The organism is Cupriavidus gilardii (assembly GCF_008801915.1).
GTDB lineage: Bacteria > Pseudomonadota > Gammaproteobacteria > Burkholderiales > Burkholderiaceae > Cupriavidus > Cupriavidus gilardii.
The window spans coordinates 61,021-81,877 of the sequence record NZ_VZOV01000010.1 but is presented as its reverse complement, the minus strand read 5'-3'; the positions used below and the strand labels follow the sequence as shown (position 1 = coordinate 81,877).

Genomic DNA, 20,857 nt, shown 5'->3' with positions numbered 1-20,857 from the left:
CAAACAAAAACGAAAACAAATGACGCATTGCACTATTGTTTTTTGTTCGCTTCTTTACTAAAACGAGCAGGCAAGCAATCGATGCGCGCCGGTGTTCCCTTTTGCGTCCCGTTCCGTGTCCGCTGATCGCGCGACCTTCCTTCGGGCCGAACCATGCCGTGCGCCGGGCAGCAGAACCCTGACGGAGACCGGATGCAGCTCAGACTGGAAGGCATCGCGCAGCAGGCAGGTTCGCAGGTCCATCTCTATCCGATGTCGCTGGCCCCGGTCCCGGGCGCGGTGACGATCCTGCTCGGCGCGACCCAGGCCGGCAAGACGTCGCTGATGCGGGTGATGGCCGGGCTCGACCGTCCCAGTGCCGGCCGCGTGCTGGTCGACGACGCTGATGTGACCGGCATGCCGGTACGCCAGCGGAACGTGTCGATGGTCTACCAGCAGTTCATCAACTACCCCTCGCTGACGGTGTTCGACAACATCGCCTCGCCGCTGCGGCTGCGCGGCGCCGACGAAATCGACCGGCACGTGCGTGCGCTGGCCGCGCGCCTGCATATCGACCATCTGCTGGAGCGCCATCCCGCCGAGCTGTCGGGCGGCCAGCAGCAGCGTGTTGCGCTGGCGCGGGCGCTGGCCAAGGGCGCGCCGCTGATGCTGCTGGACGAGCCGCTGGTCAATCTCGATTACAAGCTGCGCGAGGAGCTGCGCGACGAGCTGGCCCAGCTGTTCGCGCAGGGCGACGCCACCGTGATCTACGCGACCACCGAGCCCGGCGAGGCGCTGCTGCTCGGCGGCCATACCGCCGTGCTCGATGCCGGCGAGCTGCTGCAGTACGGGCCGACGGCCGAGGTCTTCCACTACCCCGACTCGCTGCGCGTGGCGCGCGCCTTCAGCGATCCGCCGATGAACCTGATCGCCGGCGAATGGCGCGACGGCGCCGTGCATCTGCCCGACGGCATCGAGGTGGCGCTGCGTCCGGACGACAGCGCGATCGACAGCGCGATCGGCAGCGCCATCGCTGGTGCCCGCGATGCGCTGCAGGGCTATGCCGGCCCGGCCACCGTCGGCGTGCGCGCCGGCACCCTGTGGCTCGATGGCGTATCGGACCGGCACGACGAGCTCGCGGTCGGCGTACCGCGCGCGCGGGAGGGCGTGCCGCTGCCGGGACGGGTGGCGCTGGCCGAGCTGTCGGGCTCCGATACCTTCGTGCACGTCGACACCGCGGTCGGCAACCTGGTCGCCCAGGTGCCGGGCGTGCTGGAACTGGCGCTGGGCGAGACGGTGACGCTGCGGCTCGATCCGTCCCAGCTCTATCTGTTCGATGCACAGGGCCGCTGCATTCGCGCGCCGCGCCGTGTGCATCTGCGGCCCGCCAACCGGCAGGGGAATTGAGGCCATGGCACGCATCGACCTGGACCTGGCCCATGCCTACGGCCCCGATCCGCGCAGCGACGAGGACTATGCGCTGCTGCCGCTGCGCTTTACGTTCGACGACGGCGGCGCCTATGCGCTGCTGGGGCCCTCGGGCTGCGGCAAGACCACACTGCTGAACTGCATCTCGGGCCTGCTGCGGCCTTCGCAGGGCACGGTGTCGTTCGACGGGCGCGACGTCACCGGCGACTCGCCGCAGGCGCGCAATATCGCTCAGGTGTTCCAGTTCCCGGTGATCTACGACACCATGACGGTCGGCCAGAACCTGGCCTTTCCGCTGCGCAATCGCGGCGTGCCGCAGGCCCAGGTGCGCGCACGGGTCGGGCAGGTGGCCGAGATGCTGGACCTGTCGGCCGTGCTCGACCGCCAGGCCAGCGGCCTGGCGGCCGATGCCAAGCAGAAGATCTCGCTGGGGCGCGGGCTGGTGCGCCACGATGTCGCCGCGATCCTGTTCGACGAGCCGTTGACCGTGATCGACCCGCACCTCAAATGGCAGCTGCGGCGCAAGCTCAAGCAGATCCACCGCGAATTCCATCTGACGCTGATCTATGTCACGCATGACCAGACCGAGGCGCTGACCTTCGCCGATCAGGTGGTGGTGATGTCGCGCGGCAAGGCCGTGCAGGTCGGCACCGCCGACGCGCTGTTCGAGCGGCCCGCCCATACCTTCGTCGGCCATTTCATCGGCTCGCCCGGCATGAATTTCCTGCCGGCGCGCTGGCGCGACGGCTGGATCGAGCTGGCGGGACGGCGTTATGCACCGCCGTCCGACGCGGCCATCGCGCAGCGGCTGCAGGCGGCCGGCACCTTCAAGATCGGCGTGCGGCCCGAATATCTGCGGCTGGCGCGCTCCGATGACGAGCAGGCAGTGCCCGCGGTGATCGAGCGCGCGCAGGACATCGGCACCTACTGGATCGCCGCCGCGCGGCTGCAGGACAGCGGTGCCGGTGGCGCAAGCATCGACAGCCCCGTTGGCGCGCCGCTGCTGCGCGCCCGGCTCGGCGACGAGGCCGCCGCGCTGCGTTCGGGCGACACCGCGTGGTTCTCTGTCTTCCACCGCCATACCTGCTATTACGTCGACGAGGAGCTGGTCCGATGAAGCCGATCAACCAGAAGGCGTGGCTGCTGGTGCTGCCGGTGGTGATCTGCGTCGCGTTCTCGGCGATCCTGCCCTTGATGACCATCGTCAATTACTCGGTGCAAGACATCATCTCGCCGGAGCGGCGCGTGTTCGTCGGCACCGAGTGGTTCCGCGCGGTGCTGCGCGACGGCGAGCTGCACGACGCGCTGCTGCGGCAACTCGGCTTCTCGCTGGCGGTGCTGCTGGTCGAGATCCCGCTCGGCATCCTGCTGGCGCTGTCGATGCCGGCGCGCGGCTGGAAGGCGTCGGCGGTGCTGGTGATCGTCGCGCTGTCGCTGCTGATTCCGTGGAACGTGGTCGGCACCATCTGGCAGATCTTCGGCCGCACCGATATCGGCCTGCTCGGCGCCGCGCTGGCCGCGCTCGGCTTCGACTACAACTACACCGGCAACGCACTCGATGCGTGGCTGACGGTGCTGGTGATGGACGTCTGGCACTGGACGCCGCTGGTCGGGCTGCTGTGCTACGCCGGCCTGCGCGCGATCCCCGACGCCTACTACCAGGCCGCGCAGATCGACGGCGCCTCGCGCTGGGCGGTGTTCCGCCACATCCAGCTGCCCAAGCTGCGCGGCGTGCTGATGATCGCGGTGCTGCTGCGCTTCATGGACAGCTTCATGATCTACACCGAGCCCTTCGTGCTGACCGGCGGCGGACCCGGCAACGCCACCACCTTCCTGTCGCAGTACCTGACGCAGAAGGCGGTGGGGCAGTTCGACCTGGGCCCGGCCGCGGCGTTCTCGATCGTCTATTTCCTGATCATCCTGCTGCTGTGTTTCGTGCTGTACAACTGGATGCAGCGCGCGGGCACCGTCGCCGAGGAGGTTCCCCATGCATGATCCGGCCTCGCGCGGCGGCTGGTGGCGCGCCGCCTTCCTGCTGCTCTATCTGGTCTTTGCGATCCTGCCGATCTACTGGATGCTCAACATGTCGTTCAAGACCAACGACGAGATCCTGTCGACGCTGTCGCTGTGGCCGGCGCAATTCACGCTGGAGCACTACCGCACGATCTTCACCGATTCGTCGTGGTACTCCGGTTATATCAACTCGCTGATCTATGTCGCGCTGAACACCGTGATTTCGGTCACCGTGGCGCTGCCGGCCGCGTATGCGTTCTCGCGCTACCAGTTCATCGGCGACAAGCATGTGTTCTTCTGGCTGCTGACCAACCGGATGACGCCGCCGGCGGTGTTCCTGCTGCCGTTCTTCCAGCTCTATACCAGCGTCGGGCTGATGGACACCCACCTGGGCGTCGCGCTCGCGCACCTGGTGTTCAACGTGCCGCTGGCGGTGTGGATCCTGGAGGGCTTCATGTCGGGCGTGCCGCGCGAGATCGACGAGACCGCCTATGTCGACGGCTATTCGTTCCCGCGCTTCTTCCTGACGATCTTCTTGCCGCTGATCAAGGCCGGCGTCGGCGTCGCGGCGTTCTTCTGCTTCATGTTCAGCTGGGTCGAGCTGCTGCTGGCGCGCACGCTGACCTCGGTGGACGCCAAGCCGATCGTGGCGACGATGACGCGCACGGTGTCCGCATCCGGCATGGACTGGGGCGTGCTGGCCGCGGCGGGCGTGCTGACGATCGTGCCCGGCGGCATCGTGATCTGGTTCGTGCGGCACTACATCGCGAAGGGCTTCGCGATGGGCCGCGTCTGAGCGGGGGTGGCGATGGAAACGACGGCCATGTTCGGCTGGATGGTGTGGACCACGCCGGTCGCGGTGTTCTTCGTCTGCGTGGTGCTGATGCTGATCGGCATGACGATCTGGGAGCTGCGCTCGCCGACGCGCCTGCGCAAGGGCTGGCTGCCGATCGCCACCACGCGCGGCGACCGGCTGTTCATCGGCCTGATGTGCGCGGCATGGATCAACCTGGCGTGGGTCGGACTGGGCGAGGCGATGATGAACTGGTTCTCGCTGCCGGAAGAGCCGTCGGTGTGGATCAGCTTCGTCGTGTCGATGGCGGTGCTGGCGCTGGTGATGCGCAAGGGGTGATGTCCGGGTGATTTTCCGGGTGATTTTCCGGGTGAGTTCAAGGGCGATCCCCGGGGTTGTTCGCTGTGGTTCAGAGGTGCGTCTGGTCGGTATTCGCAGGTAGCGCGGCTCAATCCTTCCCCGGCCGCGACCCGCAACGCTATCGGGAAGGACTATTCCAGGAGACATCGATGACAGCGCTGAAGGGACAGGCAAGGCTTGCGGTGAAGCTGGTGGCGGTGGCCGCCGCGCTCGCCTGCGGCCATGCGGCCTGGGCGGGAGAAGCCGAGGCGAAGAAGTGGATCGACAGCGAGTTCCAGCCGTCCTCGCTATCGAAGGACAAGCAGCTGGCCGAAATGAAGTGGTTCATCGACGCGGCCGCCAAGCTCAAGGCCAAGGGCGTGACCCAGGTCAACGTGGTGTCGGAGACGATTACCACGCACGAGTACGAGGCCAAGACGCTGGCGCGCGCGTTCGAAGAGATCACCGGCATCAAGGTCAATCACGACCTGATCCAGGAAGGCGACGTGGTCGAGAAGCTGCAGACGTCGATGCAGTCGGGCAAGTCGATCTACGACGGCTGGATCTCCGATTCGGACCTGATCGGCACGCACTATCGCTATGGCGCGATCCTGCCGCTGACCGACTACATGAACGGCGCCGGCAAGGAATTTACCAATCCCGATCTCGACATCAAGGACTTCATCGGCACCAAGTTCACCACCGCGCCGGACGGCAAGCTGTATCAGCTGCCGGACCAGCAGTTTGCCAACCTGTACTGGTTCCGCGCCGACTGGTTCGCGCGCAAGGACCTGCAGGAAAAATTCAAGGCCAAGTACGGCTACGACCTCGGCGTGCCGACCAACTGGTCCGCCTACGAGGACATCGCCAACTTCTTCACCAACGACGTCAAGGAAATCGACGGCAAGAAGGTCTACGGCCATATGGACTATGGCAAGAAGGACCCGTCGCTCGGCTGGCGCTTCACCGATGCCTGGCTGTCGATGGCCGGCACCGCCGACAAGGGGCTGCCCAACGGCATGCCGGTCGACGAGTGGGGCATCCGCGTGGCCACGGACAAGTGCACGCCGGTCGGCGCGTCGGTTGCGCGCGGCGGCGCCACCAACAGCCCGGCCGCGGTCTACGCGCTGACCAAGTACGTCGACTGGATGAAGAAGTACGCGCCGCCGCAGGCGATGGGCATGACCTTCTCCGAGGCCGGCCCGGTACCGGCGCAAGGGCAGGTCGCGCAGCAGATCTTCTGGTACACCGCGTTCACCGCCGACATGACCAAGAAGGGGCTGCCGGTGGTCAACGCGGACGGCTCGCCGAAGTGGCGCATGGCGCCGTCGCCGTATGGCCCGTACTGGAAGCAGGGCATGCAGAACGGCTACCAGGACGTGGGCTCATGGACGTTCTTCAAGAAGACCGATCCGAACCGCCTGGCGGGCGCGTGGCTGTACGCGCAGTTCGTCACGTCGAAGACCGTGTCGCTGAAGAAGTCGCTGACCGGGCTGACGTTCATTCGCGACAGCGACATCAACCACGAGTACCTGACCAAGAACGCGGCCAAGTACGGCGGGCTGATCGAGTTCTATCGCAGCCCGGCCCGCGTGGCATGGACGCCGACCGGCACCAACGTCCCCGACTATCCGAAGCTCGCGCAGCTGTGGTGGAAGAACGTCGCCACGGCCGTGACCGGCGAGAAATCCCCGCAGGCGGCGATGGACAGCCTGGCCGAGGAGATGGACCAGGTGATGGCGCGGCTGCAGCGCGCCGGCATGGCGACCTGCGCGCCGAAGCTGAACCCGAAGGGCGATGCGGCCAAGTGGCTGTCCGACGAGCACGCGCCGTGGAAGAAGCTGGCCAACGAGAAGCCGAAGGGCGAGACCATCGCCTATGAGAAGCTGCTGCAGGCGTGGAAGGAAGGCAAGGTGCGGTGATGGCCTGGTAGTCGACTGATTGGTCTGATCTGCTGAACGCCTTCGATTGGGCCACTGAAGTCCGCCCCTCTCCCGCTCGCGGGAGAGGGGCCAGGGGAGAGGGCAACCGCCGCCAACCCGCCCGCAAACTCCCCGTTACCTCCGGAAACGTCCAGCACGCATCCTCTGGTGCATACTACGGCCTTCGCAAAAACCCAGCCCCGCGGCAAAGGCCCGCTCCTGCACCCATGAAGCGCATCCTGGTTATCAAGATCACCTCCCTCGGCGATATGGCGCACACGCTGCCGCTGATCTGGGATCTGCGGCACGCCTATCCCGAGGCCAAGATCGACTGGGTCGCCGATGCCTCGTGCGCCGATATCCCGCGCTGGACGGTCGGCGTCGACCGCGTGATCGCGCCCCCGCTGCGCGGCTACAAGAAGTCGAAGCAATGGACGGACCTGCGCGCGATCCTGGCCGCGGTGCGCGAACTGCGCCGTGAGAAGTACGACGTGGTGCTGGACGTGCACGGCGTCTACAAGAGCGCCATCGTCGGCTGGCTGGCCCGCACCCGCCGCCGCTTCGGCTACGCCGCCAGGCATCTGGGCGAAGCGCGCGCCGAGATGTTCTACACCGACATCTTCGCGCCGCATGGCGACGCCACCGCCCGCCACAAGATGCGCCTGGTCGCCGCCAAGGCCCTCGGCTACGAACTCGACCCGAAAGAGCACTACGAGCTGCGCATCCCGGCCCCGGCCGCGCCGCTCAATACCGATGGCGTACCGCGCGCGATGCTGTTCCACGCGACCTCGCTCGAGATCAAGAAATGGCCGCCGGAGCGCTGGATCGCGGTCGGCCGCGAGCTGAACGCCCGCGGCTATCGCGTGCAGCTGCCCTGGGGCTCGCCCGCGGAAAAGGAGCAATCCGAAGTGCTGGCCCGCGGCATTCCCGACGCCGAGGTGCTGCCCAAGATGACGATCACCGAATGCGCCCAGCGGGTCGCCGCCGCGGACCTGGTGATCGGCACCGACACCGGCTTCGTCCACCTCGCCCATGCGCTGGGCAAGCCCTCGGTGATGCTGTTCACCGCGACCTCGCGCGAGCACTTCGGTATTTCGGAACCCGGCCGCGCGGTATCAATTGGCAATGAAGGCGTGGTGCCGGATGTGCCGGAGGTGATTGGGGCGATTGATCAGGTGACGGGGAAGGTCGGGTTGGGCGCGCCGGCCGCTGCGGGGGCGTAGTTCCAAACAAGTGTCCCGCAAGAGGACGGTGGCGTCGGTCCACGCGTCCTCACCTGCGCGTAGTCTCCGTGCTGATGGAGTCCTCGCGAGGAATCACAGCAAGGAAGCGCGTCCAAATCAATTGTCGTATCACCGATACGACAATCTGCTGTGGTGCGCCATGCCGCCAAGACGCTGGCGACGTGGCGCCGTTACACCTTAGCGCGTGCCCACAAACAACACGCCCGCCGACCGGTCCGCGGTCGTGCCGGCGGCGATCAGGCTGCGATCTTCCGCGCTGTAATACGCGACCCCGCTCATCTTCTGTCCCGCGCGCGCGCAGGGCGACGGGCCGAAGGTCACGGTGATGTCGTAGGCGTTGCCGCGCGCGCGGGGCTTCGCCGTGCCGTCGATTCGGCAGCCGGAAGCGCCTGCGCCGCTGATCGCGCCCGAAGTGGAGACGGTGATCGTCGCCGATTCGCCGCCCTCGGGAATGACCGAGGTGCCGCTGTAGGTGCCGGCCAGCGTGGTGAGCGACGGCGCCAGCTCGTAGTTCTTGTCGTAGGTGCTGGTGAAGGTTGCCGTCTGGCCCGTTGCCGGATAGCGCACCGTGCCGTTCAGATTGCCTTTGGTCGCGTAGGTCCCGTTGATGGCCACATCGAAGATGCCGCGCGACGTCACGCTGAAGTCCTTGCCGTCGTTCGACGAGAAGGTGCCATTGGTGGCATTGAGCTTGCCCTGGATCACGCCCAGCGAGATGGGGGCCAACGAGGTGTAGATCACGTAGTAGGTGCCGTCGTCGAGCACCAGGCCGGCGATGTCCTGATTTGCCGAGGTCTTGCCCGTGTACAGGCCTTCGGCAGCGGAGGTGGCCGGTTGCGGCGCGGGACCGTCGTCGTCGCCGCCGCCACCGCCGCAGGCGGCGAGCGCCAGTGCCATGGAAGCAATCAGCAGGGTTTTGTTCATGGATTTCTCGAAGGGTTGTCTTTGTTGTTCTATCGGGATGGCGCCCTGGCATAGCACCGGGGCGCGGCAATCCTAGAGGCTGGCCGCGGCGCCTGCTATTCCCGATTGGTGGGGTGTTGCACTTTCCCGCGAATCGTCAGACGGCCCGGGCGGGTTGTTGACGGCCGGCGTTCGACATAGCATCGGTCCGGTTCCGTGGCGGACCCTCGAGGTCCGCCCTCGACAGGCACAACTTGTGACGTTGGGGGTGAATACGATGGCAACAAACAACACGCCTGCGAAACCGGTGAAAGCCGCGGCGAAGCCGGCAAGAAAATTGGCGGCAAAACCGGCCGAAGAATCGGCCCGGAAATCGGCCCGGAAATCGGCCAATAAATCGGCCCATAAACCGCCCGCCGACGGCAAGCCGGTCCTGCTGTCGGGCGGCAATCCGCAGATCCCGAAGGGCGACGGCGATGCCCCGGTGCAGGCCTACATCGCCGCCATGCCGGACTGGAAGCGTGAGGTCGGCGAAAAGCTTGACGCGCTGATCGTGCGCACCGTGCCGGACGTGCGCAAGGCAGTGAAATGGAATTCGCCGTTCTATGGCGTGGAGGGGCAGGGCTGGTTTCTCAGCTTCCATTGCTTCACGCGATACGTGAAGGTGGCCTTTTTCAAGGGCTCGTCGCTGCGACCGCAGCCGCCCGGGGAATCGAAGGACCCGAATACGCGGTATCTCGACATTTACCAAACCGACGAGATCGACGAGAAGCGGGTGGGGGACTGGATACGGCAGGCGGCAGAATTGCCGGGATGGGTGCCTTGAGGCGGGTCAGGGCAAAATGAAGGTCAAATCAAGACGAAAAGAAAAAGGCCCTCGACGTTCGTCTGAGGGCCTTTTTCATGCGGTGTCCCGCGAATCTGGTGGGTGGTACAGGGATTGAACCTGTGACCCCTGCCGTGTGAAGGCAGTGCTCTACCGCTGAGCTAACCACCCCTGCTGCTGCGCTTGAAACTGCCGTGCAGCAGAGAAAGCGAGATTATGTCAGTGCCGTTGTATCTTGTAAAGCCCTTAGGCGAAATTTTTCACCCAGTGCTTGCCGCAGCGAGGCGGCCTGGCCTCAGGCGGCCTCTTCGAGCGGGGCTGCCTCCTGCCATACCGTCTTGCCGCCGCTGGCCTTGTCCAGCTCCTTCAGCACCGCGGCGTGCGCCGCCAGCTCGTCCTCGGTCGGCTCCAGCACCGGCAGGCGCAGCGCCGACAAGTCCGTCGCGGCCACGGCGGCCGGACCGGCGCCCGCGCTGGCGTCCATCATGTCGATCACCAGCGAGTTCTGGCCGCGCGTCATCGCCAGATAGACCTCGGCCAGCAGCTCCGCGTCCAGCAGTGCGCCGTGCAGCGTCCGGTGCGCGTTGCTGACGCCCAGCCGTTCGCACAGCGCATCGAGCGAGTTGCGCTTGCCGGGGAACATCTGGCGCGCTTCGAGCAGCGTATCGATCACGCTCGCGACATGCTTGCGGAAGGGCGGCAGGCCCAGCAACTGGAATTCCATGTCGAGGAAGCCCAGGTCGAATGCGGCGTTGTGGATGATCAGCTCGGCGTCCTGCACGAAATCGCGGATCTCGTGGACCACCTCGGCGAACTTGGGCTTGTCCGCCAGGAATTCGACCGTCAGCCCGTGCACCGCGATCGCGCCGGCGTCGATGTCGCGCTCCGGGTTGATATAGAAATGCAGGTTGCGTCCGGTCAGCCGCCGGTTGACCAGTTCGACGCAGCCGATTTCGATCAGCCGGTCGCCGGTGGCGGCGTTCAGGCCCGTGGTTTCGGTGTCCAGTACGATTTGTCGCATGGCGGGCATTCTACTCAACCTGGGCGCCGGTGAGCGAGGCGACACCGCGATTGGCCAGCGCATCGGCCCGTTCGTTGCCCGGGTGGCCGTTGTGGCCGCGCACCCAGTGCCACGAGATGTCGTGCTCGGCCGCGGCGGCGTCGAGCGCCTGCCACAGGTCGGCGTTCTTGACGGGCTTCTTCTCCGCGGTCTTCCAGCCGCGCGCCTTCCAGCCGCGGATCCACTCGGAGATGCCTTTCTGCACGTACTGGGAGTCGGTCCAGACCTGCACCTTGCACGGCCGCTTCAGCGCGCGCAGCGCCTCGATGACGGCGGTCAGCTCCATCCGGTTGTTGGTGGTATTGGCCTCGCCGCCGAACAGCTCCTTGACGTGGCCATTGGCGACCAGCACGGCACCCCAGCCGCCGGGGCCGGGATTGCCTTTGCAGGCGCCATCGGAATAGATCGTGACTTCTTGCATCGATGAACGGTGGGAACCGGTGCAGCGGGAGGCCGCCGGCGCCGGGTGTCCGCCGGGGCGAACGGGGTTGGAAATCGGTCCGAGCACGCAGCGCCCGGAAATGGGGTGATCCGGCAGGGCGGGGCGCGGGCCCCTCACTTCTCTTCGTCGGGGGACTTGCCGTGCGTGCCGTTCGGCGTGGCGACCGGCGCCGCCACCGGGGCCAGCGCGGCCTTGGGCGTCTTCCAGGCCGGCCCGACCAGGCGGATGTTGCGCACGCGCTTGACCGCCGACAGCATATAGACCGCGCCGAAGATTGGCCACCAGCGATCGCCGGCCTTCTCCATGAAGGCGGCCCGCTGCAGCCAGCGGTCGGTGCGGTAGGGCGGGCAATAACAGCCGAAGCGGCCGCGGATGATATCGAAGCCGAGCAGCTTGAGCCAGTCCTTGATGCGCACGAACCCGATCGACTGGGCGTCGGTCGGCAGGAAGGGATCGGCGCCGAGCCGGTTCAGGCCCTGGCGCGCGCCCCACAGGCTCATCGGATTGAAGCACGACACCACCACGCGCCCCTCGGGCATCAGCACGCGCGAGACCTCGCGCAGCACCTCGTGCGGATCCTCGGAGAATTCGAGCACATGGGGCAGCGTGACCAGGTCCAGGCTCTGCGTATCGAAGGGCAGTTCGTCGAAGCGGCACAGCAGCTGCGGGCCAGGGGCGATGCCGGTTTCCGCGGCGCGCGGACCGTGCGGGCCGCTGCGGGCGTCCAGCGCCAGCGCGCCGAACGGCATGCGGTTCTCGCGCAGCGTGTCCAGCACCGGCATGCCGAGCTGGACCGCGTGGTAGCCGAAGATGTCGGCCACGGTGCGGTCGTACTGGCCTTCCTCCCAGCGCAGCATGTACTGGCCGGGCGGGGAGGCCAGCCAGTTTTCCCAATCTATAATCGGACGCTTGGACATAGGAGCACGCATGTTGAGGGTGGAGCCGATCCCCGCTTTCCAGGATAACTATATCTGGGCGATCGACGACGGTCATGCCGCCGCCGTGGTCGATCCGGGCGACGCCGCGCCGGTGCTCGCCTATCTGGCGCGGACGGGGCTGGTCCTGGGCGCCATTGTAATCACCCACCACCATGGCGATCACCAGGGCGGCGTGGCCGATCTGCTGGCCGCCTATCCGGCGGGACCCGACGGCGAGCCGATGCCCGTGATCGGGCCGGCCGCCGAGCGCATCGGCCATCGTACCCGCGCGGTGCGCGAGGGCGACGAGGTCGAACTGAAGGCGCCGGCGCTGCGGCTGCGGGTGCTCGATGTGCCCGGCCACACCGCCGGACACATCGCCTACACCGGCGAGCTGCCCGGCATCGGCCCCGTGGTGTTCTGCGGCGACACGATGTTCGCCAGCGGCTGCGGGCGGCTGTTCGAGGGCACGCCGGCGCAGATGCTGGCTTCGCTCGACAAGCTGGCCGCACTGCCCGACGCGACCCGCGTCTATTGTGCCCACGAGTATACGCGCAGCAATGTGCGCTTCGCCCGCGCGGTCGAGCCGGACAACGCCGCGCTGGCCGCTTGGGACGAGCGTGTCGAGGCGCTGCGTGCCGCCGGCGAGCCCACCGTGCCGACCACCGTCGGCCATGAGCGGGCGGTCAACCCCTTCCTGCGCTCGCGCGAGCCGTCCGTGCGCCGGGCGCTCGCCGCGCAGGGGGTGCAGGGCGCGCAGGCGGGCGACGATGCCGCGGCGTTCGGCGCGCTGCGCGCCTGGAAGGACGGCTTTCGCTGACGCACCCTCGCCTTGACTCTCCGCCAGATCTTCCTCGCGGCCGTCCACGGCCGCGGAATGCGGAAAATCCGATTGACGCACGAGCCGCTTTGTCTTTAGCATCAGCCAATTTTTAGCGTCACGATCCGAGAACTTGATGAGAATTGGTCGATACCTGGCGGCCGTAGCCTGTGCGGCGCTGCTGGCGGCTTGTGCCAGCACGCCCGTCCCGCCTGACGAAGCCGGCACGGCCGGCTCGCCGACCGCCCTGGCCTCCGCCACCAAGCCCAAATCCGGCCTTCCCCCCACCGATCCGCTCAACTCGATCCACCTGCCGCCGACCATCGCGCGCGAGACCGCGCCGATCAATGTCGACGAAGACAGGATCGACTGGACGCTGGGACAGTCGCAGGACATCTGGGTGCGCATCCGTCGTGGCTTTTCGATGCCGGACCTGGAAGGCACGCTGGTCGAGGACCGCACGCAGTGGTATGCGGCGCGGCCCGACTATATGGAGCGGATGATCGCGCGGTCCAGCAAGTACCTGTACCACATCGTCGCCGAGCTGGAACGGCGCAACATGCCGACCGAGCTCGCGCTGCTGCCCTTCGTCGAGAGCGCGTTCAATCCGGAGGCGGTGTCGAGCGCCAAGGCCGCCGGCATGTGGCAGTTCATTCCGAGCACCGGCAAGCACTACAACCTGAAGCAGAACATGTTCCGCGACGAGCGCCGCGATGTGCTGGCCTCGACCGAAGCGGCGCTGGATTACCTGAGCCGGCTGCATGACATGTTCGGCGACTGGCATCTGGCGCTGGCGGCGTACAACTGGGGCGAGGGCGCGGTGTCGCGTGCGATCGCGCGCAACGAGGCGCGCGGGCTGCCGACCGACTACGCCAGCCTGACGATGCCCAACGAGACGCGCTACTACGTGCCGAAGCTGCAGGCGGTCAAGAACATCGTCAGCAATCCGGCCTCCTATGGCGTCACGCTGCCGCCAATCCCGGATCATCCGTATTTCGTCACGGTGACGACCTCGCGCGACATCGACGTGACGCTGGCGGCCAAGCTGGCCAACATGCCGCTGGAGGAATTCCGCGCGCTCAATCCGTCGTTCAACAAGCCGGTGATCCTCGGTGCGTCGAACCCGCAGATCCTGCTGCCGTTCGAGAATGCCGAGCGCTTCCAGTACAACCTGAACACCTATCGCGGCGGCCTGTCGAGCTGGACCGCGGTGACGGTGGACGGGCGCGAGCGCGTCGAATCGCTGGCGGCGCGGCTGAACGTCGATCCGGACACGCTGCGCGAGATCAATCGAATTCCGAAGGGCATGCGGCTCAAGCCGGGCTCGACCGTGATGATCCCGCGTTCGGGCCGCCACACCGAGGACATCAGCGCCAAGCTGGCGGAAAACGCGATTCTGGCGATGGAGCCGGACCTGCCCGAAGCGCGCCGGCTGGTGGTGCGCGCGGGCAAGCGCGACACGGTGACCTCGGTGGCGCGCCGCTATGGCGTGTCGGTCAGCCAGGTCCGGGCGTGGAACAAGCTGTCGGGCTCCAAGCTGGTGGCCGGCCAGAGCCTGGTGCTGAACGTGCCGGTCAAGCGCGCACGGGCGATCGTCGAGCGCGACGACGAGGTGCGGGTGATCCGCGTATCGGGCAAGGGCGGCCGTGCCGTCAGCGCGCGCCAGCGCGTGGTGGTCGAACCGCACGGCAAGGCCGTGCGGGCCTCGGCGAGAAGCACGGTCAAGGCCACGGCCAAAACCGGCGCCAAGGCGTCCTCCGGCCGGGCGAGCGCCAAGGCGAGTGCGGCGCCGAAGGCGAAGGCCAAGGGCAAGGCGCGCTAAGGGCCAACACCGCAGCGGATACCCGCAGCAGACACGTGAAAGGGCATGCCGAGGGGCGTGCCCTTTCTGATTGGCGCGACCGGTCCGGCCAGCCGGGCCGGGTGACCTTGTGGACATTGCGGATGGCGAAGCCGGTGCCGGTGGTGGCAAACTGATGGTCCAACGATAACCGCCGCCCCAGCGGAGGAGACAGCAATGGCCACCACCCGCGCCCTGCACGCGCGTTCCCTCGTCGATCCCGACGCCTTCTGGGCCGAGCAGGCCCGCCGCATCGACTGGCAGACCCCCTGCGAACAGGTCCTCGACTACAGCCGGCCGCCGTTCGCGCGCTGGTTCGTCGGCGGCCGCACCAATCTCTGCCATAACGCGGTCGACCGGCACCTGGCCAAGCGGGCCGAGCAGCCGGCCCTGGTCCATGTCTCCACCGAAACCGACCAGCGCCGCAGCTACAGCTATCGCGAGCTGCATGCCGAGGTCAACCGGATGGCCGCCGTGCTGCTGGCGCTGGGCGTGCGCCAGGGCGACCGCGTGCTGATCTACATGCCGATGATCCCCGAGGCGGTGTTCGCGATGCTGGCCTGCACGCGCATCGGCGCGGTGCATTCGGTGGTGTTCGGCGGCTTTGCCTCGGTCAGCCTGGCCGCCCGCATCGACGATGCGCGGCCGCGCGTGGTCGTCAGCGCCGATGCCGGCTCGCGCGGGGGCAAGGTCGTGCCCTACAAGCCCTTGCTCGACGAGGCGCTGCGGCTGGCGCAGAACCCGCCCGACAAGGTGCTGCTGGTCGACCGCGGTCTTGCACCGATGGAACGGACGCCGGGCCGCGACGAGGACTACCTGGCCTGGCGCGAGCGTGTCGGCGCGACGCAGGTGCCATGCGAATGGCTCGAATCAAGCGCGCCGTCCTACATCCTCTACACGTCGGGCACCACCGGCAAGCCCAAGGGCGTGCAGCGCGACACCGGCGGCTACGCGGTCGCGCTGGCCACGTCGATGGAGACCATCTTCTGCGGCAAGCCCGGCGACACGATGTTCTGCACCTCGGACATCGGCTGGGTGGTCGGCCACAGCTATATCGTCTACGGGCCGCTGCTGGCCGGCATGACGACGCTGCTGTACGAGGGCACGCCGGTGCGGCCCGATGCCGGCATCCTGTGGCAGCTGGTCGAGCAGTACCGCGTCAACGTGATGTTCAGCGCGCCGACCGCGATCCGCGTGCTGAAGAAGCAGGACCCGTCCTGGCTGACCCGCTACGACCTGTCGAGCCTGCGCATGCTGTTCCTGGCCGGCGAGCCGCTGGACGAGCCGACCGCCAGCTGGATCCAGTCGGCGATCAACAAGCCGGTGGTCGACAACTACTGGCAGACCGAGACCGGCTGGCCGATCATCGCGCTGCAGCACGGCATCGAGGCGTTGCCCTCGAAGCTGGGCTCGCCGGGGCTGCCGGTGTACGGCTATGACGTGCGAATCGTCGACGAGCAGACCGGCGCCGAATGCGCGCCGGGGCAGAAGGGCGTGGTGGCGATCGAGGGGCCGCTGCCGCCGGGCTGCATGAGCACCGTCTGGGGCGACGACGAGCGCTTCGTCAAGACCTACTGGTCGGGCTTTCCGGACAAGCAGCGCTATTCGACCTTCGACTGGGGCGTGCGCGACGAGGACGGCTATCTGTTCATCCTGGGGCGCACCGACGACGTGCTGAACGTGGCCGGCCACCGTCTGGGCACGCGCGAGATCGAGGAAAGCATCGCCTCGCATCCGGCGGTGGCCGAGGTCGCGGTGGTCGGCGTTGCCGACTCGCTGAAAGGGCAGGTCGCGCTGGCGGTCTGCATCCTGCGCGACCCGGGCCGAGCCGCCACGCCGCAGGACCGCATGGCGCTCGAAGGCGAGATCATGCAGACGGTGGACCGCCAGCTCGGCGCGGTGGCGCGGCCCGCCCGCGTGGTGTTCGTCGGCGCGCTGCCGAAGACGCGCTCGGGCAAGCTGCTGCGCCGCGCGATCCAGGCGGTGGCCGAAGGGCGCGATCCTGGCGACCTGACGACCATCGAGGATCCGTCGGCGCTGGCGCAGTTCCGGGAGGCGCTGCAGGGCTGATCGCCCGCCGGCGAGCGGCACGCCGTGGCCACGCCGCGGGGCCGCTTGCCAAGCGGCCAGCCTCGCCCTATTATTTTAGGTATAAAATATTTAGGGCTGTATTGATTACGGCACAGCGCCGGAGCATTCGCGGCGGCGGCAGCGGCCACCACGCCGCGAGGAGACGACAGATGCGAATACTGTGTATTGGCGGCGGACCGGCCGGCCTGTATTTCGGCCTGCTGATGAAGCGGCAGGACCCCCGCCACGAGGTGGTCGTGGTCGAGCGCAACCGGCCGTACGACACCTTCGGCTGGGGCGTGGTGTTCTCGGATGCCACCATGGACAACCTGCGCGAGGCCGACCCCGAGAGCGCGCGCGAAATCGACGCGGCGTTCAATCACTGGGACGACATCGACATTCACTTCCGCGGCCGCACGATGCGTTCGAGCGGGCATGGCTTCATCGGCATCGGCCGCAAGCGCCTGCTGAACATCCTGCAGGCCCGCTGCGAGGCGCTCGGCGTGGAGCTGGTGTTCGAGACCGACGTGCAGGACGACCAGGCGCTGGCGGAGAAGTACGGCGCCGACGTGGTGATCGCCTCGGACGGCGTCAACAGCCGCGTGCGCACCCGATACGCCCAGACCTTCGCGCCGGACATCGATACGCGCCAGTGCCGTTTCGTCTGGCTTGGCACGAAAAAGCGCTTCGACGCCTTCACCTTCGCCTTCGAGCAGACCGAGCACGGCTGGTTTCAGGCGCATGCCTACCGCTTCGACGACGACACCTCGACCTTCATCGTCGAGACCCCGGAATCGGTCTGGCGTGCCGCCGGCATCGAGCAGATGGACCAGCAGCAGGGCATCGCCTACTGCGAGCGGCTGTTCGCCAAATACCTCGATGGCCACCCGCTGATCAGCAACGCCACCCACCTGCGCGGCTCGGCCAACTGGATCCGCTTCAACCGCGTGATCTGCAACACCTGGGTCCACTGGAACACGCTGGCCGGCGGCCGCCGCGTGCCGGTGGTGCTGATGGGCGATGCCGCGCACACCGCGCACTTTTCGATCGGTTCGGGCACCAAGCTGGCGCTCGAGGATGCGATCGATCTGGCCACCAATCTGCGCGGCCTGGCGCAGCCCGGTGCGGACGCGCTCGACGAGGCGCTGCGCCGCTACGAGGCCACCCGCAGCGTCGAGGTGCTGAAGATCCAGAACGCCGCACGCAATTCGACCGAATGGTTCGAGAACGTCGAGCGCTACGCGCGGCTGGCGCCCGAGCAGTTCGCCTATTCGCTGCTGACGCGCTCGCAGCGGATCTCGCACGAGAACCTGCGGCTGCGCGATCGTACCTATGTCGAGGATTACGAGCGCTGGCTGGCGCGCCAGGCCGGCGTGCCCGAGGAAAGCCTGCGCGCGCACGACGGCGCCTTGCCGCCGATGTTCACGCCTTACCGCGTGCGCGGCCTGACGCTGAAGAACCGCGTGGTGGTGTCGCCGATGGCGATGTACTGCTGCGTCGACGGCGTGCCCGGCGACTTCCATCTGGTCCATCTGGGCGCGCGTGCCCAGGGCGGCGCGGGCCTGGTGATGGCCGAGATGACCTGCGTGTCGCCGGACGCGCGCATCACGCCGGGATGCCCGGGTTTGTGGAACGACGTGCAACGCGACGCCTGGCGCCGCATCGTCGATTTCGTCCATGCGGGCACGGGGCTGTCCAGCGGCGCGCGCATCGGCATGCAGCTCGGCCATGCCGGCCGCAAGGGCTCGACGCAGCTGGGCTGGCAGGCGATGGACCATCCGCTGCCCGAAGGTAACTGGCCGCTGATCTCGGCCTCGCCGCTGCCGTATCTGCCCGGCATCTCGCAGGTGCCGCGCGCGATGACGCGCGAGGACATGGATCGCGTGCGCGACGATTTCGCCGCCGCGGCGCGGCGCGCTGCCGAGGCCGGCTTCGATTGGCTGGAGCTGCATTGCGCGCACGGCTACCTGTTGTCGTCGTTCATTTCGCCGCTGACCAACCGCCGTGATGACGAGTACGGCGGCTCGCTGGCCAACCGGCTGCGCTATCCCCTCGAGGTGTTCGCCGCGGTGCGCGAGGTATGGCCGTCGCAGCGGCCGATGTCGGTCCGCATTTCGGCGCACGACTGGGTCGAGGGCGGCATCACGCCCGACGACGCGGTCGAGATCGCACGCGCCTTCAAGGCGGCCGGCGCGGACCTGATCGACTGCTCGTCGGGGCAGGTCAGCCCCGAACAAACGCCGGTCTATGGCCGCATGTACCAGACGCCGTTCGCCGACCGCATCCGCAACGAGGCGGGCATTCCGACGATCGCCGTCGGGGCGATTTCCGAAGCCGATCACGTCGACAGCATCATCGCCGCGGGCCGCGCCGACCTGTGCGCGATCGCGCGGCCGCATCTGGCCGATCCGGCCTGGACGCTGCATCAGGCCGCGCAGCTGGGCTATCGGCCGGTCGACTGGCCGGTGCAATACCAGGCCGGCAAGCGGCAGCTGGAGACCAACCTCGAGCGCGCCGCGGCGCTGGCGGGGGCACGATGAGCGCCGATCGTTCGTCGTTGCCGCTGCAGGGTCGCCACGCGCTGGTCACGGGCGGGGCGCGCGGCATTGGGGCCGCCATCGCCGGCCGCCTGCTGGCCGAGGGCGCCGGCGTGACGCTGCTGGGCCGCGACGGCGACGCACTGGCGCGCGCCGTGGAGCGGCTCGGGCAGGACCATCCCGGTGCGCGGCTGCATCGAGTGCAGGCGGATGTCGGCGACGCCGACAGCGTGGCGCGCGCGTTCGACGCCGCGGCGCAGGCGCTGGGACCGATCGCCGTGCTGGTCAACAACGCCGGCCAGGCGCACAGCGCGCCGTTCGCGAAGACCGACCTGGCGCTGTGGCGCCGCATGCTGGACGTGAATCTGACCGGCACCTTCCTGTGCACGCAGGCCGCGCTGCCGGCGATGCGCGAAGCGGGCTGGGGCCGCGTGGTCAATGTCGCGAGCACCGCCGCGCTGACCGGCTATGCCTATGTGACGGCCTACTGCGCGGCCAAGCATGGCGTGCTCGGCCTGACGCGCGCGCTGGCGCTGGAGCTGGCGCGCAGCGGCATCACCGTCAATGCGGTGTGCCCGGGCTATACCGATACCGACATCGTGCGCGAGGCGGTCGCCAATATCGTCGGCAAGACGGGCCGCACCGAAGCGCAGGCGCGGGCGGAACTGGCCGGCCGCAACCCGCAGCGCCGGCTGGTGGATCCGGACGAAGTGGCCGACGCGGTCGCCTGGCTGTGCCGGCCGTCGGCCAGCGCGATCACCGGCCAGGCGATCGCGGTGGCGGGCGGCGAGGTGATGGCGGGCTGAGCAGACCTGCGCGGGCACGGACAACGAACGCTACATCGACACATCGACGAGAGAACGCAGATGAACGAGATCGCACTGGACATGCGCCACCACAAGGGCGGCTTCGCGGACTTCGCGCCGCGCCACTTCCTGTGGTCGGTATCCGCGGACGGCAAGGTCGGCACCGTGACGCTGAATCGCCCCGAGCGCAAGAATCCGCTGACCTTCGACGCCTACGCCGAACTGCGCGATCTGTTCCGTGCGCTGGTCTACGCCAGCGACATCAAGGCGGTGGTGGTGCAGGGCGCCGGCGGCAACTTCTGCTCGGGCGGCGACGTGCACGAGATCATCGGCCCGCTGACGAAGATGGCGATGCCGGAGCTGCTCGACTTCACGCGGATGACCGGCGACCTGGTCAAGGCGATGCGCGCGTGTCCGCAGCCGATCATCGCGGCGGTCGATGGCGTCTGCGCCGGCGCGGGCGCGATGATCGCGCTGGCCTCCGACATGCGGCTCGCGACGGAGTCGGCGCGCACCGCGTTCCTGTTCGTGCGCGTGGGGCTGGCCGGCGCCGACATGGGCGCCTGCACGCTGCTGCCCCGGATGATCGGCCAGGGCCGCGCGAGTGAGCTGCTCTATACCGGCCGCGCGATGAGCGCGCAGGAGGGGCTGCAATGGGGCTTCTTCAACGCGCTGCATGCGCCCGAGCGGCTGGGCGACGAGGCCGCCGCGCTGGCCGCGCAACTGGCCGCGGGCCCGACCTTCGCGCATGGCGTCACCAAGAAGCTGCTGCACCAGGAATGGAACATGGGGCTGGACGAGGCCATCGAGGCCGAGGCGCAGGCCCAGGCGATCTGCATGCAGACCGGCGACTTCCGCCGCGCCTACGAAGCCTTCGTCGCCAAGGCAAAGCCGGTGTTCGAAGGAAACTGAGCGAGG

18 protein-coding genes and 1 tRNA gene are annotated in these 20,857 nt (G+C 67.8%); 14 read left to right on the top strand and 5 right to left on the bottom strand.

Annotated features, from left to right (window positions below; all coding sequences use genetic code 11):
* The first annotated feature begins 192 nt into the window (after positions 1 to 192).
* The 7 genes from F7Q96_RS14010 (at position 193) to waaC (ending at position 7,697) form a co-directional block, all read left to right on the top strand.
* A complete protein-coding gene (locus F7Q96_RS14010; protein WP_053822116.1) occupies positions 193 to 1,386 on the top strand; it encodes an ABC transporter ATP-binding protein in 1,194 nt (397 codons plus the stop codon).
* Positions 1,387 to 1,390: 4 nt separating this feature from the next.
* The gene (locus F7Q96_RS14005) at positions 1,391 to 2,524 is read left to right on the top strand and encodes an ABC transporter ATP-binding protein (RefSeq protein WP_053822115.1); all 1,134 of its coding nucleotides are present in this window, start codon (positions 1,391 to 1,393) and stop codon (positions 2,522 to 2,524) included.
* Entirely contained in the window at positions 2,521 to 3,402 is an 882-nt protein-coding gene (locus F7Q96_RS14000; protein WP_053822114.1) for a carbohydrate ABC transporter permease, read from the top strand. The genes F7Q96_RS14005 and F7Q96_RS14000 overlap by 4 nt, the downstream gene beginning before the upstream one ends.
* Entirely contained in the window at positions 3,395 to 4,216 is an 822-nt protein-coding gene (locus F7Q96_RS13995; protein ID WP_053822113.1) for a carbohydrate ABC transporter permease, read from the top strand. Before F7Q96_RS14000 ends, F7Q96_RS13995 begins: the two co-directional genes overlap by 8 nt.
* A 27-nt stretch (positions 4,217 to 4,243) precedes the next feature.
* Positions 4,244 to 4,552, top strand: a complete 309-nt coding sequence (locus F7Q96_RS13990; protein ID WP_006576489.1) for a DUF2160 domain-containing protein — start codon at positions 4,244 to 4,246, stop codon at positions 4,550 to 4,552.
* A 170-nt stretch (positions 4,553 to 4,722) separates the two neighbouring features.
* The gene (locus F7Q96_RS13985) at positions 4,723 to 6,474 is read left to right on the top strand and encodes an ABC transporter substrate-binding protein (RefSeq protein ID WP_053822112.1); all 1,752 of its coding nucleotides are present in this window, start codon (positions 4,723 to 4,725) and stop codon (positions 6,472 to 6,474) included.
* Positions 6,475 to 6,701: 227 nt separating this feature from the next.
* Entirely contained in the window at positions 6,702 to 7,697 is a 996-nt protein-coding gene (gene waaC, locus F7Q96_RS13980; protein ID WP_151022859.1) for a lipopolysaccharide heptosyltransferase I, read from the top strand.
* A gap of 198 nt (positions 7,698 to 7,895) precedes the next feature.
* Here waaC and F7Q96_RS13975 read toward each other — a convergent pair whose 3' ends face one another.
* Positions 7,896 to 8,642: a hypothetical protein gene (locus F7Q96_RS13975; RefSeq protein WP_053822111.1), complete on the bottom strand. Its 747-nt coding sequence runs from the start codon at positions 8,640 to 8,642 to the stop codon at positions 7,896 to 7,898.
* A 316-nt stretch (positions 8,643 to 8,958) separates the two neighbouring features.
* On the opposite strand from F7Q96_RS13975, the gene F7Q96_RS27025 reads away from it, so the two are divergent.
* A complete protein-coding gene (locus tag F7Q96_RS27025) occupies positions 8,959 to 9,447 on the top strand; it encodes a DUF1801 domain-containing protein (protein WP_053822110.1) in 489 nt (162 codons plus the stop codon).
* A gap of 96 nt (positions 9,448 to 9,543) precedes the next feature.
* Here the strand turns inward: F7Q96_RS27025 and F7Q96_RS13965 are convergent.
* From F7Q96_RS13965 to F7Q96_RS13950, 4 genes are all read right to left on the bottom strand, one after another.
* Positions 9,544 to 9,618, bottom strand: a tRNA-Val gene (locus F7Q96_RS13965).
* A 124-nt stretch (positions 9,619 to 9,742) separates the two neighbouring features.
* A complete protein-coding gene (gene dnaQ / locus F7Q96_RS13960) occupies positions 9,743 to 10,468 on the bottom strand; it encodes a DNA polymerase III subunit epsilon (protein WP_053823139.1) in 726 nt (241 codons plus the stop codon).
* A gap of 10 nt (positions 10,469 to 10,478) precedes the next feature.
* The gene (gene rnhA / locus F7Q96_RS13955; RefSeq protein WP_053822109.1) at positions 10,479 to 10,928 is read right to left on the bottom strand and encodes a ribonuclease HI; all 450 of its coding nucleotides are present in this window, start codon (positions 10,926 to 10,928) and stop codon (positions 10,479 to 10,481) included.
* 134 nt (positions 10,929 to 11,062) lie between these two features.
* On the bottom strand, positions 11,063 to 11,866 hold the full coding sequence (locus F7Q96_RS13950) for a class I SAM-dependent methyltransferase (RefSeq protein WP_053822108.1): 804 nt from the start codon (positions 11,864 to 11,866) through the stop codon (positions 11,063 to 11,065).
* Positions 11,867 to 11,876: 10 nt separating this feature from the next.
* On the opposite strand from F7Q96_RS13950, the gene gloB reads away from it, so the two are divergent.
* The 6 genes from gloB (at position 11,877) to F7Q96_RS13920 (ending at position 20,851) form a co-directional block, all read left to right on the top strand.
* Positions 11,877 to 12,686, top strand: coding sequence for a hydroxyacylglutathione hydrolase (gene gloB, locus F7Q96_RS13945; RefSeq protein WP_151022857.1), 810 nt, complete (start codon positions 11,877 to 11,879; stop codon positions 12,684 to 12,686).
* A 136-nt stretch (positions 12,687 to 12,822) separates the two neighbouring features.
* On the top strand, positions 12,823 to 14,508 hold the full coding sequence (locus tag F7Q96_RS13940) for a transglycosylase SLT domain-containing protein (protein WP_053822107.1): 1,686 nt from the start codon (positions 12,823 to 12,825) through the stop codon (positions 14,506 to 14,508).
* A 195-nt stretch (positions 14,509 to 14,703) separates the two neighbouring features.
* Positions 14,704 to 16,596: a propionate--CoA ligase gene (locus F7Q96_RS13935; RefSeq protein ID WP_053822106.1), complete on the top strand. Its 1,893-nt coding sequence runs from the start codon at positions 14,704 to 14,706 to the stop codon at positions 16,594 to 16,596.
* Positions 16,597 to 16,766: 170 nt separating this feature from the next.
* Positions 16,767 to 19,136, top strand: coding sequence for a bifunctional salicylyl-CoA 5-hydroxylase/oxidoreductase (locus F7Q96_RS13930; protein ID WP_151022855.1), 2,370 nt, complete (start codon positions 16,767 to 16,769; stop codon positions 19,134 to 19,136).
* Positions 19,133 to 19,939, top strand: coding sequence for an SDR family NAD(P)-dependent oxidoreductase (locus F7Q96_RS13925; protein ID WP_151022853.1), 807 nt, complete (start codon positions 19,133 to 19,135; stop codon positions 19,937 to 19,939). Before F7Q96_RS13930 ends, F7Q96_RS13925 begins: the two co-directional genes overlap by 4 nt.
* A gap of 60 nt (positions 19,940 to 19,999) precedes the next feature.
* Positions 20,000 to 20,851, top strand: a complete 852-nt coding sequence (locus tag F7Q96_RS13920) for an enoyl-CoA hydratase family protein (protein ID WP_151022851.1) — start codon at positions 20,000 to 20,002, stop codon at positions 20,849 to 20,851.
* Positions 20,852 to 20,857 lie beyond the last annotated feature (6 nt).

Excerpts from the sequence above, each read along its gene's own strand:
- F7Q96_RS13990 (WP_006576489.1), top strand. The coding sequence starts at position 4,244 with ATGTTCGGCTGGATGGTGTGGACCACGCCGGTCGCGGTGTTCTTCGTC.
- F7Q96_RS13950 (WP_053822108.1), bottom strand. The coding sequence starts at position 11,866 with ATGTCCAAGCGTCCGATTATAGATTGGGAAAACTGGCTGGCCTCCCCG.
- F7Q96_RS14010 (WP_053822116.1), top strand. The coding sequence starts at position 193 with ATGCAGCTCAGACTGGAAGGCATCGCGCAGCAGGCAGGTTCGCAGGTC.
- F7Q96_RS13940 (WP_053822107.1), top strand. The coding sequence starts at position 12,823 with ATGAGAATTGGTCGATACCTGGCGGCCGTAGCCTGTGCGGCGCTGCTG.
- rnhA (WP_053822109.1), bottom strand. The coding sequence starts at position 10,928 with ATGCAAGAAGTCACGATCTATTCCGATGGCGCCTGCAAAGGCAATCCC.
- waaC (WP_151022859.1), top strand. The coding sequence starts at position 6,702 with ATGAAGCGCATCCTGGTTATCAAGATCACCTCCCTCGGCGATATGGCG.
- F7Q96_RS14000 (WP_053822114.1), top strand. The coding sequence starts at position 2,521 with ATGAAGCCGATCAACCAGAAGGCGTGGCTGCTGGTGCTGCCGGTGGTG.
- F7Q96_RS13920 (WP_151022851.1), top strand. The coding sequence starts at position 20,000 with ATGAACGAGATCGCACTGGACATGCGCCACCACAAGGGCGGCTTCGCG.
- gloB (WP_151022857.1), top strand. The coding sequence starts at position 11,877 with ATGTTGAGGGTGGAGCCGATCCCCGCTTTCCAGGATAACTATATCTGG.
- F7Q96_RS13930 (WP_151022855.1), top strand. The coding sequence starts at position 16,767 with ATGCGAATACTGTGTATTGGCGGCGGACCGGCCGGCCTGTATTTCGGC.
- dnaQ (WP_053823139.1), bottom strand. The coding sequence starts at position 10,468 with ATGCGACAAATCGTACTGGACACCGAAACCACGGGCCTGAACGCCGCC.
- F7Q96_RS13985 (WP_053822112.1), top strand. The coding sequence starts at position 4,723 with ATGACAGCGCTGAAGGGACAGGCAAGGCTTGCGGTGAAGCTGGTGGCG.
- F7Q96_RS13925 (WP_151022853.1), top strand. The coding sequence starts at position 19,133 with ATGAGCGCCGATCGTTCGTCGTTGCCGCTGCAGGGTCGCCACGCGCTG.
- F7Q96_RS13995 (WP_053822113.1), top strand. The coding sequence starts at position 3,395 with ATGCATGATCCGGCCTCGCGCGGCGGCTGGTGGCGCGCCGCCTTCCTG.
- F7Q96_RS13975 (WP_053822111.1), bottom strand. The coding sequence starts at position 8,642 with ATGAACAAAACCCTGCTGATTGCTTCCATGGCACTGGCGCTCGCCGCC.
- F7Q96_RS13935 (WP_053822106.1), top strand. The coding sequence starts at position 14,704 with ATGGCCACCACCCGCGCCCTGCACGCGCGTTCCCTCGTCGATCCCGAC.
- F7Q96_RS14005 (WP_053822115.1), top strand. The coding sequence starts at position 1,391 with ATGGCACGCATCGACCTGGACCTGGCCCATGCCTACGGCCCCGATCCG.